This is a genomic window from Synechococcus sp. CC9902 (assembly GCF_000012505.1).
Lineage (GTDB): Bacteria > Cyanobacteriota > Cyanobacteriia > PCC-6307 > Cyanobiaceae > Parasynechococcus.
In genome coordinates this window covers 1405574-1420149 of sequence record NC_007513.1, presented here as the reverse complement: position 1 = coordinate 1420149, position 14576 = coordinate 1405574, and the positions used below count along the sequence as shown (strand labels likewise).

19 protein-coding genes are annotated in these 14576 nt (G+C 47.0%); 7 read left to right on the top strand and 12 right to left on the bottom strand.

The genetic code is table 11. The features are described from left to right. Window positions 1-150: 150 nt before the first annotated feature. Window positions 151-549, bottom strand: coding sequence for a hypothetical protein (locus SYNCC9902_RS12125; protein WP_071818413.1), 399 nt, complete (start codon window positions 547-549; stop codon window positions 151-153). 206 nt (window positions 550-755) lie between these two features. On the opposite strand from SYNCC9902_RS12125, the gene SYNCC9902_RS07360 reads away from it, so the two are divergent. The 3 genes from SYNCC9902_RS07360 to SYNCC9902_RS07350 all read left to right on the top strand — a co-directional run bounded on the left by SYNCC9902_RS07360 (window position 756) and on the right by SYNCC9902_RS07350 (window position 2808). Then, window positions 756-1061 (top strand): hypothetical protein, encoded by a 306-nt coding sequence (locus SYNCC9902_RS07360; RefSeq protein WP_011360245.1) that lies wholly within the window; start codon window positions 756-758, stop codon window positions 1059-1061. A 263-nt stretch (window positions 1062-1324) separates the two neighbouring features. After that, window positions 1325-2242 carry a histone deacetylase family protein gene (locus SYNCC9902_RS07355; RefSeq protein ID WP_011360244.1) on the top strand — a complete coding sequence of 306 codons (918 nt, stop codon included), beginning with the start codon at window positions 1325-1327 and terminating at the stop codon, window positions 2240-2242. Then, on the top strand, window positions 2239-2808 hold the full coding sequence (locus SYNCC9902_RS07350; RefSeq protein ID WP_011360243.1) for a pyridoxamine 5'-phosphate oxidase family protein: 570 nt from the start codon (window positions 2239-2241) through the stop codon (window positions 2806-2808). Before SYNCC9902_RS07355 ends, SYNCC9902_RS07350 begins: the two co-directional genes overlap by 4 nt. Before the next feature lies 1 nt (window position 2809). Here SYNCC9902_RS07350 and SYNCC9902_RS07345 read toward each other — a convergent pair whose 3' ends face one another. The 5 genes from SYNCC9902_RS07345 to SYNCC9902_RS12730 all read right to left on the bottom strand — a co-directional run bounded on the left by SYNCC9902_RS07345 (window position 2810) and on the right by SYNCC9902_RS12730 (window position 7280). Then, window positions 2810-3151 (bottom strand): hypothetical protein, encoded by a 342-nt coding sequence (locus SYNCC9902_RS07345; protein ID WP_041425091.1) that lies wholly within the window; start codon window positions 3149-3151, stop codon window positions 2810-2812. A gap of 95 nt (window positions 3152-3246) precedes the next feature. Then, a complete protein-coding gene (locus tag SYNCC9902_RS07340; RefSeq protein WP_011360241.1) occupies window positions 3247-4242 on the bottom strand; it encodes a hypothetical protein in 996 nt (331 codons plus the stop codon). Between the two features lie 33 nt (window positions 4243-4275). Then, window positions 4276-5976, bottom strand: coding sequence for a protein adenylyltransferase SelO family protein (locus SYNCC9902_RS07335; protein ID WP_011360240.1), 1701 nt, complete (start codon window positions 5974-5976; stop codon window positions 4276-4278). Between the two features lie 122 nt (window positions 5977-6098). Next, a complete protein-coding gene (locus SYNCC9902_RS07330; RefSeq protein WP_041425089.1) occupies window positions 6099-6290 on the bottom strand; it encodes a hypothetical protein in 192 nt (63 codons plus the stop codon). A gap of 843 nt (window positions 6291-7133) precedes the next feature. After that, window positions 7134-7280 (bottom strand): hypothetical protein, encoded by a 147-nt coding sequence (locus SYNCC9902_RS12730; protein WP_198001729.1) that lies wholly within the window; start codon window positions 7278-7280, stop codon window positions 7134-7136. Between the two features lie 280 nt (window positions 7281-7560). Between SYNCC9902_RS12730 and SYNCC9902_RS12530 the strand changes: the two genes are divergently transcribed. Next, the gene (locus SYNCC9902_RS12530) at window positions 7561-7938 is read left to right on the top strand and encodes a hypothetical protein (RefSeq protein ID WP_156771100.1); all 378 of its coding nucleotides are present in this window, start codon (window positions 7561-7563) and stop codon (window positions 7936-7938) included. A gap of 69 nt (window positions 7939-8007) precedes the next feature. Here the strand turns inward: SYNCC9902_RS12530 and SYNCC9902_RS12525 are convergent, their stop codons facing one another. From SYNCC9902_RS12525 to SYNCC9902_RS12725, 4 genes are all read right to left on the bottom strand, one after another. After that, window positions 8008-8241, bottom strand: coding sequence for a hypothetical protein (locus tag SYNCC9902_RS12525; RefSeq protein ID WP_041424958.1), 234 nt, complete (start codon window positions 8239-8241; stop codon window positions 8008-8010). A 52-nt stretch (window positions 8242-8293) separates the two neighbouring features. Further along, complete coding sequence (locus tag SYNCC9902_RS07310) at window positions 8294-8527, bottom strand: hypothetical protein (RefSeq protein ID WP_041425082.1); 234 nt, start codon at window positions 8525-8527, stop codon at window positions 8294-8296. 1779 nt (window positions 8528-10306) lie between these two features. Beyond that, entirely contained in the window at window positions 10307-10492 is a 186-nt protein-coding gene (locus tag SYNCC9902_RS12515) for a hypothetical protein (protein WP_156771099.1), read from the bottom strand. A gap of 536 nt (window positions 10493-11028) precedes the next feature. Next, complete coding sequence (locus SYNCC9902_RS12725; RefSeq protein ID WP_198001728.1) at window positions 11029-11181, bottom strand: hypothetical protein; 153 nt, start codon at window positions 11179-11181, stop codon at window positions 11029-11031. A 173-nt stretch (window positions 11182-11354) separates the two neighbouring features. Between SYNCC9902_RS12725 and SYNCC9902_RS12510 the strand changes: the two genes are divergently transcribed. After that, window positions 11355-11531: a hypothetical protein gene (locus SYNCC9902_RS12510; RefSeq protein WP_156771098.1), complete on the top strand. Its 177-nt coding sequence runs from the start codon at window positions 11355-11357 to the stop codon at window positions 11529-11531. 781 nt (window positions 11532-12312) lie between these two features. Here the strand turns inward: SYNCC9902_RS12510 and SYNCC9902_RS07275 are convergent. Continuing rightward, a complete protein-coding gene (locus tag SYNCC9902_RS07275) occupies window positions 12313-12732 on the bottom strand; it encodes a hypothetical protein (RefSeq protein ID WP_011360233.1) in 420 nt (139 codons plus the stop codon). After that, window positions 12713-13024 (bottom strand): Nif11-like leader peptide family RiPP precursor, encoded by a 312-nt coding sequence (locus SYNCC9902_RS07270; protein WP_011360232.1) that lies wholly within the window; start codon window positions 13022-13024, stop codon window positions 12713-12715. The genes SYNCC9902_RS07275 and SYNCC9902_RS07270 overlap by 20 nt, the downstream gene beginning before the upstream one ends. 548 nt (window positions 13025-13572) lie before the next feature. Here SYNCC9902_RS07270 and SYNCC9902_RS12720 point away from each other — a divergent pair. Together SYNCC9902_RS12720 and SYNCC9902_RS07260 are read left to right on the top strand one after the other, a co-directional pair. Then, window positions 13573-13749 carry a hypothetical protein gene (locus SYNCC9902_RS12720; protein WP_011360230.1) on the top strand — a complete coding sequence of 59 codons (177 nt, stop codon included), beginning with the start codon at window positions 13573-13575 and terminating at the stop codon, window positions 13747-13749. Window positions 13750-14210: 461 nt separating this feature from the next. Further along, entirely contained in the window at window positions 14211-14462 is a 252-nt protein-coding gene (locus tag SYNCC9902_RS07260; RefSeq protein ID WP_011360229.1) for a hypothetical protein, read from the top strand. Window positions 14463-14576 lie beyond the last annotated feature (114 nt).

Here is a 14576-nt window from a genome sequence, read left to right as displayed (position 1 = left end):
CGAGCAGATTTGCTAGAAATTTTTCTAAGGAGGATTGGTGTTTCATGGTTGAACGATGATCGACAAAATGCTGATCAGCAACAAAGTTTTAGATTTAAATCAACAATCCGTTGAGTTCTTTACTTGTTCGTGCCCTTCAGATCTTGATCGTTACCCCATATCGAGTAAATAATGCAAGACAGCCACTCGATAATGATCTCCAATGCCGTGATCATTGATTGGCCCCGCGAGTTCATCCGGTACCCGATGAATTCTGCTGATTGCCTTGATTTCGTAGGTATGGCCAGGGGGTGGTCCTTCCCCACGACTGCAATTCCAAACACCGGTAGCTTCACCTTTGTAATGTCCAGAAATTTGGGCGGCATGGGCAAATATGTTGTCTCCCATCTGGCACACAACAATCGCTATGCATTCGTAAAATTCATCAGACGAGACGACATTACTTGTGTCCCTGACGGCGCATTCGTCCATCCCAATTATCATGTCCTCTAAAGCCGTTTGCCCCAAATAGCGCCAGCTCCGAATATTGATTTGAGAACTTGGTTTCATTTTCCGAACAAGCTCGAAATAATCGTTGTCTTTGATTGAAATTGTCGTTCAGCTTGTATGTCCTTTTGATGAGTGGTGATCAGGAGTGATGAGATCAACATCATGACTCCCTTCACCACGACCAGGTGAAGACAACTTTGGACGACTCCTTCCATCTTGACGTCTTGTTGCCCCCTCCTTAGCCTTCCTGGTCTGATCTCATTGGTATGAAGGCGTTTGTTGCGACAACTTGTTTGCTGATCGCCATCGCACCTCCGGCCGAGGCATCGATTTTCTCGGTTAAACCCAACACCAGCTTTTATTCAGCGCCAAACGCTTCCGACGCCACGCGTCTCAAACTGCCAGAGGTTCGCGTTCACATCCCCTCAATCAAAGACCACCAAGGGTTTTGCGAATTCAAGCTGATGTACAAGATCGCTGATCGATCCGATTCAGCCTTGCCTAAAACAGCTTGGGCACGCTGCGTCTCCATCGACCAGCTCATTCCTTCCCAGCCCCAACACGACAGTTAGATGTAGTTAGTAATGCCTCGCCAATGCTGGCTTGGTTGCGTGGACGAATCAAAGCTTGAAAGATCTAGACGTAGTTGAGTCATCTGATTGCGAGTCGCGATCGCTCACAATTGGTTTGGGGCTTGAGACACCCCTCACACGGACCCGAGACTTCCTGCAAGCGTTGGAGGTCTTTTTTTTTGAGTGAGCTCTCTCGTTCACCCCAATTTGTCCCTGGCTGAGCGAGCATTGAAACCTGTGAGTTTGAGGCTCCGTCTTCGACCTTGGCTCGTCCTGTTGTTTACCACCCGCGCTACTCCGCTGAATTGCCGAGCACCCATCGCTTTCCGATGGCGAAGTTCAAGTTGTTGCATCAGCTCCTGCTTGATCAAGGACTGATTGAGCGCAAGCAGATTCACGTTCCCCTCAGCATCGCTCGGCGTGATCTGGAAGAGATCCATCCGCGTCGATATCACGAAACGTTCAGCCGCGATCAACTCACTCGGCCTGAACAACGACGAATTGGGTTGCCTGCAACTTCGGCATTGGTGCAACGCACATGGCTTGCAGTGGGGGGGACGTTGCTGACGGCTCGGTTGGCGCTTCGGTATGGACTTGCCAACCATCTGGCAGGGGGCACACACCACGCCCATCCTGACTTTGGGAGCGGCTTTTGCATTTTTAATGACTGTGCTGTGGCCGCGAAGGTTCTTCTTCGACGACGTGAAGTCGAAAGAATTTTAATTGTGGATTTAGATGTGCACCAAGGCGATGGATCCGCCGCCTGTTTTCAGACGGATGAACGTGTCACGACTTTTTCGGTACATGCCGCGAGCAACTTTCCCCTTCGGAAAGTGAACAGTGATATTGATATTCCTCTGCCCGATGGAACCGAAGATGGGGACTATCTCGCCGCCATCGGTGATCAACTCCCCAATGTGTTGGATGAACTCAAGCCACAACTTGTTTTGTTCAATGCGGGGGTTGATCCCCATCGAGACGACCGACTCGGTCGTCTTCACTTGAGTGACGACGGGCTCTTGATGAGAGATCGATTGGTTTTGGATGCGTGTTTGCGACGAAAAATCCCGGTAGCAACGGTGATCGGCGGTGGATACGACACTTTGGAGCCGTTGGTGCGTCGACACGCCATCGTGTTTCGTGCAGCGGCAGAACAGGCCCGACTTTTCAACCTGGCATGACAACTCCAGTTCTTCCTCCATGGCGACCATTGATCAAAGCTGCGCAACGACGTGAGGGGCGTTCACCTTCCGCCCGTTGGCTGCAATTGGCCACTGTTGGACAGAACGGACATCCGCGCGTCCGGACCTTGGTTTTTCGGGCCTGGACTGACGCCAATCAATTGGAATTGTTCACTGACACGCGCAGTCAAAAAATCAAGGATCTCGACTATCAACCAGCCGTTGAAATTTGCTGGCTATTCACGAAGGCTCGAGAGCAATATCGATTTGGGGGTGTTGCCAATGTCATCAACAGCGACAACAACCGTGAGGTATGCCTACAGAAATGGCTGGGTTTGAGCCCATCGGGACGATCGGTATGGGGATGGCCAAGCCCTGGGGAGGTGTTGAACCGCCATGCAGCATTTCCCGAGGTCTTATCCGATGACGAGCCAATGCCAGATCACTTTTCGGTGTTGAGAATTGAGATCGATCATGTCGAACGTCTGCATCTTGGACCGCACCCACACCATCGAACACGCTGGCAGAGAAATCAAAACTGGCGAACTGAAGAACTCAACCCTTAAATCACCACCAGCGTGAGACGCGGCCCACCGATGGTTGTCCTGGATGACTAGGGACTGTGACCACCGACAAACGCTGATGGTTCTTCTGATAATCAAACCGACAGAAACCAACTCCCGTGCCGGAGCAGGTGGACAGGCTGCTCAGCGGGACTGCTGACCATCGCCTTTCTTCTGGAGAGGGGGATTGCTTCGGGGCGGGTTGCCATCCCTTTTTCACTAAATATCGGTTCGCTTCCAGAATCGTTTGCCGAGCCTCAAGGGCTGGCGAAGGCTCCGGTGTCGCAGCGGCGACTCCAGCGCACAGCGGGGAAACCAAGATCAGAAGCAGAACAAAGCGTCCCATGCCGAGTCTCATCCATCTCCTTCCTAGCTGCATCAAGAAAAGACGGCCACCATGATGTGGATTTATGCCTAGATCGCTGGCTCAAGGCAGGGCCTTCATAGAAGAGGCTGAAGGCCAGAGGCGATCACCATGCTCACAATCAACGCAACAGAAGCTTTCGAAAGATCAGTGCCTACCACCCGACTCCAGTGGCCACCATCCTGGAGCGCAAATGGTTGACCGCTCCGATGAGAATGAAAACGCAGCGCACCTTCACGCCCGCCTAACAGACCAAGAAATACCCATGTGGTGCTGAGCGGAAAGGAGGTGAGCAACGCACTTCCCACTAAGCAGCTGCTAAATAACAGGTCAATCACTGTGGCGGATCGCAGATCAGATGCGTTGGTTTTTGTTTGCAGAATCCCTTGAATAGGTCCCCCTCCAGCGCTAACTAACCAGCACAGCCCAAGACAAAGCAAGACTGTGCACATCAACATTGGTAGAAGCTCAAGTTGTCGGGGTAGAAAAATGAATACATTGGCAAGATCTTGTATTAACCAAATTCCCCAGAGGAATGCGGTTGTTACCCACTGCATAACTATCCAAACAGGGCTCACCGATTGAGCAGATTGATTTGAAATAAAAATCCATCGCTCGACAATCCAAAGGCCAAGCCCGTAGACAACAATTGCAATTAAAAATGCAATGAGATAACCCAATAATGACAACTTAATGAGGGAAGAGCTGTTTGTAAATTCAAATGTCGATAACACCAGAAAAGAGGTGCTTAATGGTGCACCCCATTGGGTGAGCAGCAGCATCGCAAGGGGAGGAATGAGGTATACCCAGGTGAATATTGCAGGCTGAGTAAAAACATGACCTGGAACATTGAGGCGACCCCATGCAGGATCGCCTCCGTTCAAGCTCCAGCCGAGCATTAACACCACAACGGATACTGTGCATAAAAAAATCATTTGGCACCACTTCGGTATAAGGCCTTGGTTGGCTTGTAGATAGGGACCCAAGGTTTGTAGTGAGTCGTTTCGTATGACTGACAATAATGAAAGCGTAAATCCCGCAATCATCAAAGTATTTGAAAGTATGAATTCCATTGATTCGAAAACTCTTAGATTTCGAGCAAAAGTTTATGAAGAACAGCTGTAATGGGAGACCCCACCTGCATAGAAGAATGAGTTTGGGCGTAAGCGGTAATATTGATCTTCAATGGTTTGAGTTTGTTCCTCATAGGGTTGATTTAAGATGGCCTGGATCTGATGGATTAACGAATAGTCTCCGCGACTTGCTTGTTCATAGGCTGGAACAATGAGCCACTCTCGCCAAGTGTATTTGGGATTGATTTTTAGCATGTTTTGAGATATAGCCTGTTGATTGTTGGTGCTGGCAATCAACAGATGCCATTGATCAAACCAAGATTGCCATTGCACCTCTAGCTGCTTAGGAAGAGGCGTGTAAAAACTTTTGTTTAGAGCTGAGAAATCAGTCGGTAAATGCGACAGCTCACGGAAAAAGATTGTGAAGTCTACCTTCGAAAGTTCAAGTAATTGCAATAACCCATCGCAGAGCTGCCGGTCATATTGAGGCAATCCCAGCTTTTTAGACCACATATCCTGCAGCTTTGCTTGCATATGTAATTCAAAATCTTTGCGGATTTGATCTAATTCCTCAAGATTTTTATCATTATCAAGAATCAAAAGCCTTAGAGATTTCCAAAACATATGGAAATTTGCTTCCGCAGCCACTGGTTGATTCAAGAAGGCAAAATGTCCGCCACCACCAGTCCATGGTTGGAATTGCGGGTCAAAAAGTTCGCAGAAGCCAAACGGTCCATAATCAAGGGTGAATCCGCCTGCTGCACAATTATCACTGTTGAAATTACCTTGGCAGTAACCAACTCGTAGCCAGTTAGAGACTAAGGAACAAAGACGTTCACGAAATGTACGAGCCAATAAAACGATCTGGTCAGCAAAATGAAGCGACTGATCAATTTCATTTTTGTACTCTCGTTCGATTAAATGCATAACAATCATTTTTAATTCATCGAAAGCTTGAGGATGGGCATCGAGTCGGGCTCGACGTGCAAACAACTCCAACTGCCCAACACGTAGAAATGAAGATGAAACCCTTGTGCTAATTGCTATGGGGTTATCCACTAAAACATCAGGGTCCTGAGATTGGGATTGCTCTGAGTACCAGGGACGCATCACTGTTTGTGATTGCGAGGCAAATAGCGTCAATGATCGTGTCGTGGGAATTCCTTGGGCATGCATTAATTCTTGAGCCAAAAATTCGCGCACACTTGATCGAAGTACGGCACGTCCATCGGCGCCTCGACAGTAGGGCGTTGGGCCACTGCCTTTTAGTTGCATTTCCCAGCGCTTTTGATTTAAAAGGCCTTCAAAAACTGAGATTGCTCGCCCATCTCCGTAGCCATTTCCAGTTCCAAATGGACATTGTTGATTATATTCAGTCCCATAAATTGATAGGGCATACCCAGTCGCCCAACCGATGCATTGAGGAGAGTTGATCGAGGCGAGATCTCCAGAAAACATTTTTATAAAATCATGATCTTTAATCAGCTCATCTTGAAGACCAAGCTCCTCAAAAAAGTTATAACTATGCGTGATGTAGACCGGATCCGTGAGAGGAGTTGGATTGACGGGTACAAAATGTCCCGAACAGACTTCTCGAGCCCGATGATCATTGCCATCATCCGTAGAGGCGGGATCAGCGCTTAAATTTGTTCTGAATGAATAGTCGGCATGTCGGATGAACTCTTGAAACGACGTGATACCTGAACTTGATAACTGCTTTTCATGGGAAGACATCAGTCGCGACGACCACTTGGCATGTCAATCCATAATAGTCACGTTCGGTTGAAGCAAAGCAATCAACCAGGATCAATAAGTCGACGATGGAACAATCGATCGACCAAGTTCACATTCAAATGTTAAATTGCTTCCATGTCTAACAATTGATCCATAAGTGCCGCATAAAGCTGATTTCTCATCGTGAACAGGCACTCTTGCTCTTCGGCACAGCCACCAGGCCAGCTTTCATAGGCTTGGTTGATCGCCCGATGCATCACACGGAGTGCATCAAGTCCTAATTCAATTGAAACAACTGTTTGATCCTGCTCCATCGCTCAACAACTCGTAGGACAAAGGTATTTTTGATTAGAGCCCCTGGGATTGTCGAAAAGCCCAAGCAGAAGCAGCCTGCTGCTGCTTCCAAGCCACTAGCAAGTCTTTGGCGATCGAACGCAATTGAAGAAGATCGTCCGAATTATCTATCTCTCTCGAGAATTTTTCGATCTCAAATTTTTGGCCAAGAGTCAAAGAGATTGGGTCCATTGGCTGGTGACTTGATGCGTCGAAAGTAATGGAAAAGCTTTGAAAGAGCAAATCACTTTTGTAGTCTCAGCAACTGTTTTGAAGATTTAGTGCTCAAGCCAATACATTCATGTCGTTACAGAACATGTCCTAACCCCATGCACCACAGCGATTTCACTCGTTGGATGGCTTAGACAAGATCCGTATTAAAGAGCTTCATGCATTTCTCCTGGGAAAAACATCACATACTTTCCAGGAATGTAGCCAAGGCTGCAGACAAAGATATGGGATTTGCTATCGCCCTGATGGGTGTTGGCCTCACTCTTCTGTCGAAAGACCTCTTGCTGGTAGAGCAACAACATCTCAACTCTCAGCTCAACAAGAATACAACTAGGTAATATTTAAAATAGGCTTTTATTTCTAAGATCGAAAACATAAGATTATCGAATTCATATTTGTTTCAACTGTATTGGGTTGATTGATCCATGAATCTCATCTGCGAAGATCAAGAAAACTCTTGTTGGTTACGCAATGCCTTACTAGTCGATTTTGGTTGCACGGGTGGACTCGTCATAAGACACGCTCGAGAATCTGGTTCTATCGAGTGAATCAAACACAATAATTTCCAACCAAACCTTTTACCAGATTCCAAATCAGTCGCGTGAAGCGACGTCTTTCTCGTTGATTGGTTGGGGCGTCTTAATGATTGGTGTCGCACATCTCGCCGATAAAGAGGCTTCTAGGCGCTGAAGCTGTGCTTCGCGTAGTGCCTTGGCGAGGTCGAGGGTGCGGTCAGTCATCGGTTGGCGTTCCTATTAACAAACATCAGCTGTTGGTTAATAGAAGGGGACCTTCAAAATCGTTCAAATCCAATTTAGGCAGCATTCGACCCGTCTCGAGCAACCCAAATCCATCCGTAAGGATTTCAGGACACTTGCATGCTTGATCCGCCAGGGAATTCGATGTTTGTTGCGTTTTCTCGATTGGGATGGTCGATGCAGGGATACAAATCTTGCTCTTTACATCAGGAAATAGTTCAAATTGATTCAAAATCTGCTCTATCGAGTCAGCCTGGGTTTCATGGTTGATCTCGACGAAGAGGTCGCCTCTCAAAACCCTGTTTGCGCTTCCTGTGAGATCCTCTCGAAGACAAAGGCCGAGTCGGTTTCTCGTCAGCTCAGGCACTGGTCGGTTCAGCGCGGTATCTGCACTGATGGAGCTGAACTTGGCCGCTCCGAGGTTGCAGGGTGGTGTTTTGAGGTCAGCCATTACATCTCCTCAAACATCGCAACGGGTTCAGGGACCCACCTGCCCGCTGTCTTCTACCGACATTTCTCCGACCTGCTTGTCGGGTTCTTTGGGACGCTCGAAGTTCCTCTAGCTTTTCAAGATCTCTATCGATGTACGGACCCATCAAGATTGATGGCCGTCAACCGTGGTTTTGATGCCAGGCCTTGAAAAGTCATTTCAAGAGTCCGACATTTCTTGGCAAGTTTTCCCTGGCCGTGGTTTTCCTCTGCTGAGGTTTCAAAGCACGCCGTTTCCACTGTCGGAGGTTTTGCTTGAGAGGGCAATGCGCCTTAACACCGATGGCAAAGGAGCCGTACTGGGCAAAAGTATGGGCATCGAAATCGGAGGAGCCCATGACGGCCGAAACTCCACCTGAGCAAGCACTAGAAGCACGCTGACTTTTCTGGCCCCTGCTCCAACTTTCAACCCATCCGTGAACCGTTCGTCTGGCGCGACAAAGCAGAGCGTCAACCCAGTCGAGTTTCCTCCGCATCGTTGAGGTGCCCTTGAAGGAAACGAGGTTTCACACCTGGTAGCAATGGCCCCAGGGTTTGCCACCAAGCCAGTCGCTTCGCTCTTCTACTTTTATGTGTTGACCAACGACCTGATCTCTGCTTTTTGGAAGAGGAAGCAGTGGTGTCGGAAGCGAGGAATACGAGAAATCCCCCCATCTCTGTCGTCGGTGGGCTGATTTCTCAGCCAAACTGTTGTCCAGGTGAACGATGAACAAACGAGCGAGATAGGCCGTCTCTTCCATACGGGAGGGGCGGCCTCCCCCTTTCTCAACGAAATTTGTGGCAAAAAAAAAGCCCCGAATGATTCGGAGCTTTTCAACTTGGTCAGCAGGGGATCAATTGGCGTACGAGACGCCGCGGTAGGTCAAGCCTGCTTTTTTTGATGCGTCAGCACCTTGAATCCGCACGTACTTTTGACCGCGATAGGTGAGTGTCATTTGAAGTTGCTCAGATGTCCAGGTCCCCGTTCCTTGGCCTGGGTTGTCTGCGCCTCACAAATGTGAGGTGAACGTTGTGCGTAGCTCTCGCTACAAGATCTTTATAGCGTAGTCGTCAACTGATCTGACGTTCATGGCGCTACAGACATGTTCCTTAGTCCTTAGTTCCTCACGATTTAGGTTAATCATCTAAAGCATCACGACGCTTTGGTCTATCCATGCAAGCTTGTTGTGAATCAATATTTAATGCCTCAATTCTTTGTGGCTAGCATGATGTGATCTTGTCCGTAAGCCAGACGATGTCTCGTTATTCATTTGGCAATCAGCTAACAAAACGTAAAGAACTCCTATACAACCTTGGGGCTATCTCCTCCTATTCCTCGATGCTAATTTTTCTTTGGCATGGAATTGAGATCCTTGTGTCTAGAGAACATCCAAAACATACTCTTGTGCTTTATGCCGCCTCTTCTTTCTTCTCCATTTTGGTGATGGCTCCATACAAATGGGATAAGAAATGGATGCGTATCAAGACGTCTGTCGGGATTGTGGTTTTTGGAGCCTCTTTGATGATTTATTTGCTCTGTGTTTGGATATATTGATTCCAGACGGGAATTGTAATATTGATATAGTTTCTAATTCTTTTTCTTGAATTCAATTAAAAGTATTTACTTATTAAAGGAGTTCGCAGGCAAGAATATCCCCCTTTTCTTTATTGGTTGTGACGGATTCCGTTGTTTGATTTGATCTTAAACGCAAACATATTACAAGCTTTGACTATTTCGTTCTCTCTTGGCATAGCTCTGCAATCTCGATCTGCTCGAGCTCAGACAGGCATTCTGAAAAGTCCATCCACAGCAACTCGTCTTCAATTGGGCTGTCCACCAAGGCTTGCTCGTAGCCATTCGACTTCCTGAAGTGTTTTGCCCTATCGGAGTCTGAGATTTCGGATACTTTGTTGAATTTCTGTTCTAGGAGCTGCCCTAGCTTTTCTCGCCTTGACGGAGCCATCATTTTGATAATCATTAGAGCGATTAAAGCAATCGCACTTCTAGTTTTCAACTGAGATTTGTGATTGCTTAAGTTTTCATGGCTTAGAACTCTGATTATTGCTGTTTAATCAAGCTCTGGTGATAGATCGGGAATTCATCTGCAAGCTTGTCCAGCGTTGGGCTATCGGCTCCCAGTTGCTGTTGTGCTTCCTCAAACACTGACGTAAAACATGATTCGCACCTCACTTCCAGGATGAGGTCGTCAAAGCTCGTCTCCCCTGTCTTATAGCTGCAGACGAGTTCCTTAAATGTCACGGAATGCGATGTAGGCGGCATTGATCGTCATGTTGCCAGAGAGGTGGTGTCCCTATGACATTGCTACAGGACTTGGCTCTGATGGCAAATTTGCGTTTCCAGCAGTCTGTTCAATCAAAATCCCGCCTTATGACGGGGGGGATAGATGTGAGGTTTGATCGGGAGATCGATGGCGACACAATCAACGCCCCTTGCTTTTCCCTGAAGGGTCTTGTATGGCTTTCAGCCCTGAGCGATAGGGCATCAGGCTTCCCGATCATGAAGACATTGGATTGTTTGATTAAACTCGTACACCCATCTGACGAAGCATCAGCTTGGCTTCGAGATCACTCATGGGAGTCACCATCCTGATCACTTTGCGATGGATCTCAGCCGTGCATGTCTGATGCCCTTTCATCGAACACCATTGTTTTTCCCATAATTCAGCCAGTCGTTTCTTGTGTTGGAAGAAGGGATGAAAGCTCATTGATTTGATGTTATGTGTGAGGCTCTCGCCCTTAAAACACACGATCTCCGGAATTAATGGAAATAAAATCCCCCAAATGTGTGGTTTTGATCTCCTTGCTTCTGCCCCCATCGGGGGATCAACAAAAATTACAGGGCTTTCACCAGCAGCGATGGCAACCCGAGATGTGATCCGTAATCCTGACCTCAACTGCTTGCTCCGACCATCAGCCCGATCGATGGGAGCGTCTCCTCGACGTCATATTTCCTATAGTGATTTTGAATAGCGAACAAGACGTGGATTTCTCTGTTGTGATCCTTAGCGAGTATGTCTCTCTTTACCAAAGTATTAATTGGACTGACTGGAAAGATCTCAACAGAAAGAAAATGAGAAGTGAAGGAGATAATTGGTCGAAGGCAATATTAAGTGGCGAAAACATATGGGACTGTCTTGACTCAAACAAAATCGATCGCATCCATCTTGTGCAGTGGAAGCCAGTTGGTGATGAGCTGCACAGAGTCAGCTTGCCTGCCCCCCTTCGCTGAGGAAGTGAGTCGTTAGGCCACGAAGTACAAGGTGATGTTGAGGATCGCGAGCCCTACCAAGAACACTGCAGCCATCAAAGATGCTTCAGGGAAGAATTTCGCAATCACATAACCAACTCCCAGAAAAACCGATGAGATCAGGATTGCGGTGAGGTCCGTTCCCATGAGGTTGCGCTGGTTTACTTGGTTACGATGACAAATTTTTATTCGACTGCTTGTCGAGAAAGTCATTCTTCTTGGCTGTTATAGGCCTAACGGATGACATCAAGGCTGTGTCAGTCCAGTCATCAAGACTGTCGAAATTTGCAAGTGGTAGTGGGCAAATCGTTCCAGCCTTCATGGCTTCATCCCTCTACTCAAACGATCCTAAAGCAGTCTGTGACACTCATTACTTCGTCTACCGTAAATTGTCACAAGTGGGTGTGGTGGCGATTCAACTGAACGTGAAGATGCTTGTGCTTCACCCGTCGAATTGGCTTTTGAAGGCTGCGATCAGTTGGTTGATGAATGAGTGATCGTGGCTCGGGTTTCTTCTGATGCGATGAAGTGTTGGCTGTGATCAGAAGCTGCGCGCAAGCTTCATCAGCGTTCATTGAGTTCATCGTTCTCCGCTGCGAGGGCTCGCAACAGGGTTGTAGTTTCCTAAACGGCTTCGGCGGGGCTGCTCCTTGCTGCAAACCTGTATTCGACTCGAGTAGTTCTTCTATCGCTCATCGGTTTGATATTCGCCGGAGGAATCTCAGTTCCTTGTGATGTTGGAGGAGATCTGTCGGGAGATCGATGATGCCACAATTCATCACCCCTGAAGTGTCTTTACGGCAAGTGCAGGCCTTGAGGTATTCGTTAGCGTTGTACTGTCTAAACACAACTTGAAAAGGACTTAAGGGCTGGCTACTGTGAATTTGCTTGTTTAAGCCTTTTTACTCCGATGAAGGCATGGCTCTTCTTTTCAGTCGCATTATTGGTGTACGGGTTTGTCTTTGAGTCAACCTTTGCTAAAGACAAGTCTCCAACCGTCGCAACGCTTGGAACTGCTCTTGCTGCCGGGAGTCTGATGTGGTTTGTGTGGAAGATTAATTAATAGCCATGTCAAATCAGCTGCTCCCATTCTTTATTGTAGGTTTGGTTATTTATATTGTCTATTTTTGGAAGAAGTAGTCGCATAATAATTGTATGATCTAGCCATGTTTTCAAAAGGCAGATAGATCGAGCTTCGTGCGCCTTTGAAAGGAGGCAGAACTGAAATTAGTGCACCTGTTGAGATTAATGTTTGTTATAGCTCCGTCCGCTCAGCCCTTAAGAAAACACATGAGACGTAATGCAAATGAAATCATCTTTCTCTTGGTCAGACTGAAGAAACTCTACGTGAATACCTGCTTCATTTAAGCTGAAAATATGTTTGACGTAGCAATCTATGGCCAGATTTAAATCCCTGAATGTTCCAACGGTATCAAGACTAGACCCATCACAAATGCAGATTTTAAAATGTGCATCTACAAGACAGCTGCATTGCTCAGGTTGATTCACTAACTGTTTAATAAGCTGCGATCGATTGAAATTATTCTCCTCATAGTCAAACATTTGATGTATCAAATTATGATACCAATTGAATGGTTCTGCGGCAGCTGCCAAGCTGTCATCGAATTCCATCAAGCGAATGAGCTGCAGGGCTGCAGCGTAGGACTTCTGGTTCATTTCAATTGGAATACCATCCACGAATGCCAGCCTTTCTTTTGAACGTGCGGTCTTGATATAACCAAATATCTTCTGAAGACACACGATATCCCGCTTTCTCGGCGATCTTCACTAACTCGTCATCGCTATTTGCGATACTAATTTTATCGCGCAACCTGTAATCACTTTCTACGTCCTCTAGGAAAGCTGCTGCCTGTCTGCGTCGCTCAGAGGCGTGGTAAAAAGCAAATGGTTGAGCTTCTTTTAACAAGGTTTTGTTCCCAGTGCATTCAATTCTGCAATAGTTTTGCCATATATTCAAAGCCATTTTCATTACTTAAGCATTTATATTATCTCGCAATAACCTGTCTTCTAGATTCATCAAGTTTTGTTCAAGCTGATTGCTAGGATTCTTTCTTTTTGTAGGAGCAATTTCTGCTAGTGGTGGGTGTTTTTATTCCTGATTTGCACTGGTTATCGTTTACTGTCTCGATCAGTCTTTCTTTCGGTATTGATGTCGCAGCGCTGTCGATCGCCTTGGCTGCTATGCTAAATCCATCGGCGCAGAAAGCTCTCCAGAAATACTCGTTAATCATACTTAGTTCATAATTGTCCTTTTGATCTTTCATTTTCTTCAATTCTTTTATCAATATCTAAGAGGGTTCTGTTGAATAGATTCTGCTGCTAGTGGTGCGATGATTAAATTTAAATCTCATCAAGCAGTGCCCTAGCTTTGTGATTAGAAGAGTTCTCTTCCAATCATTGCACCGTTTCTGGAGTTAAAGGAACCGTAATTCTCCATCTATTTGGTTTAGGTGTCCTGTTTTTTTGTGTCATAGGAGCGATTTAAGCAAAATGGAACTGCTTTGAAGGCAGCTGCGCATGCGCGAATGGACTGATGAATTCATCACCGATGCTCAGCAAGAGCTTGTCGGCATGGTTAAGGACTGGAAATACGACTACGGCGCTGATGACAAGGCATGTTCAGCAATGCTCTTGTGGATGGTCCTGAAGCTCAATCCAAAAGCAGAAATCGATCCGAAAATGTTTCAGGGGTAGATGAACACCTTTGATGGTTTGAGAGTTCTGGGCGATCACCACGTACCTCATTGAACGCGAGCGAGCAAGTACAAAAACTGCCCTGCTGGTCGCACTCAGCCTTGGAATCATGGGAGTCATGCCCGCCAGGCCCGTCAGGGCTGTTATCGCCGCTGCAGGCGGGTATGCGCTGGGGGATTAAAAAAGTCCTTGAGACATCACCCCCAAGGACACAACAACACCTCGTCACATGCTCGGGACGAGGTCTACACAATGCTGCAATTGCGACGTGCTGCTGTTGTGTGTCAGTTGATACCAAACTTTCTTGCTATTCGGATCTGTGGCAGTTCCGCCGACAGCTTCTGACAATGTTTGTCGCTGTTATCAAGGTTTTCTCATGTAAGAGCATCCAGAAGATTGTGGTTTTTTCGTACCCTATCAAGTGTTGTAGAAGCTAAAAAATAAATGTCTTCGTTCCTCTCATGCGACCAATCCTTCTGGCTCTTTTACCCCTCCTGATTGCTCCTGGAGCAGCCCTGGCTCAAAAGGAAATTCCCAAGGCCCCTGGTCATAATCAGTGCCCATTGGGTTATGTGAACACCCTCGGCACAACTTGTGTGTCCCCGATTTACTACGAGGTTGCTCCAACCAATGGAGAAGCTTGCAAATCCGGCTGGGTGAATATCAGCGCTGGGTATTGCAAAAAGAAGAAAGGCCCTCTCGGCATTCTCTGATTCCCAAAAAAAACCGCCCCTTGCGGGGCGGCAGTGATGTCAGTTGGGGTCTGACTGATTAGCGAGTCGGGGAGACAGGATTCGAACCTGCGGCATCTTGCTCCCAAAGCAACA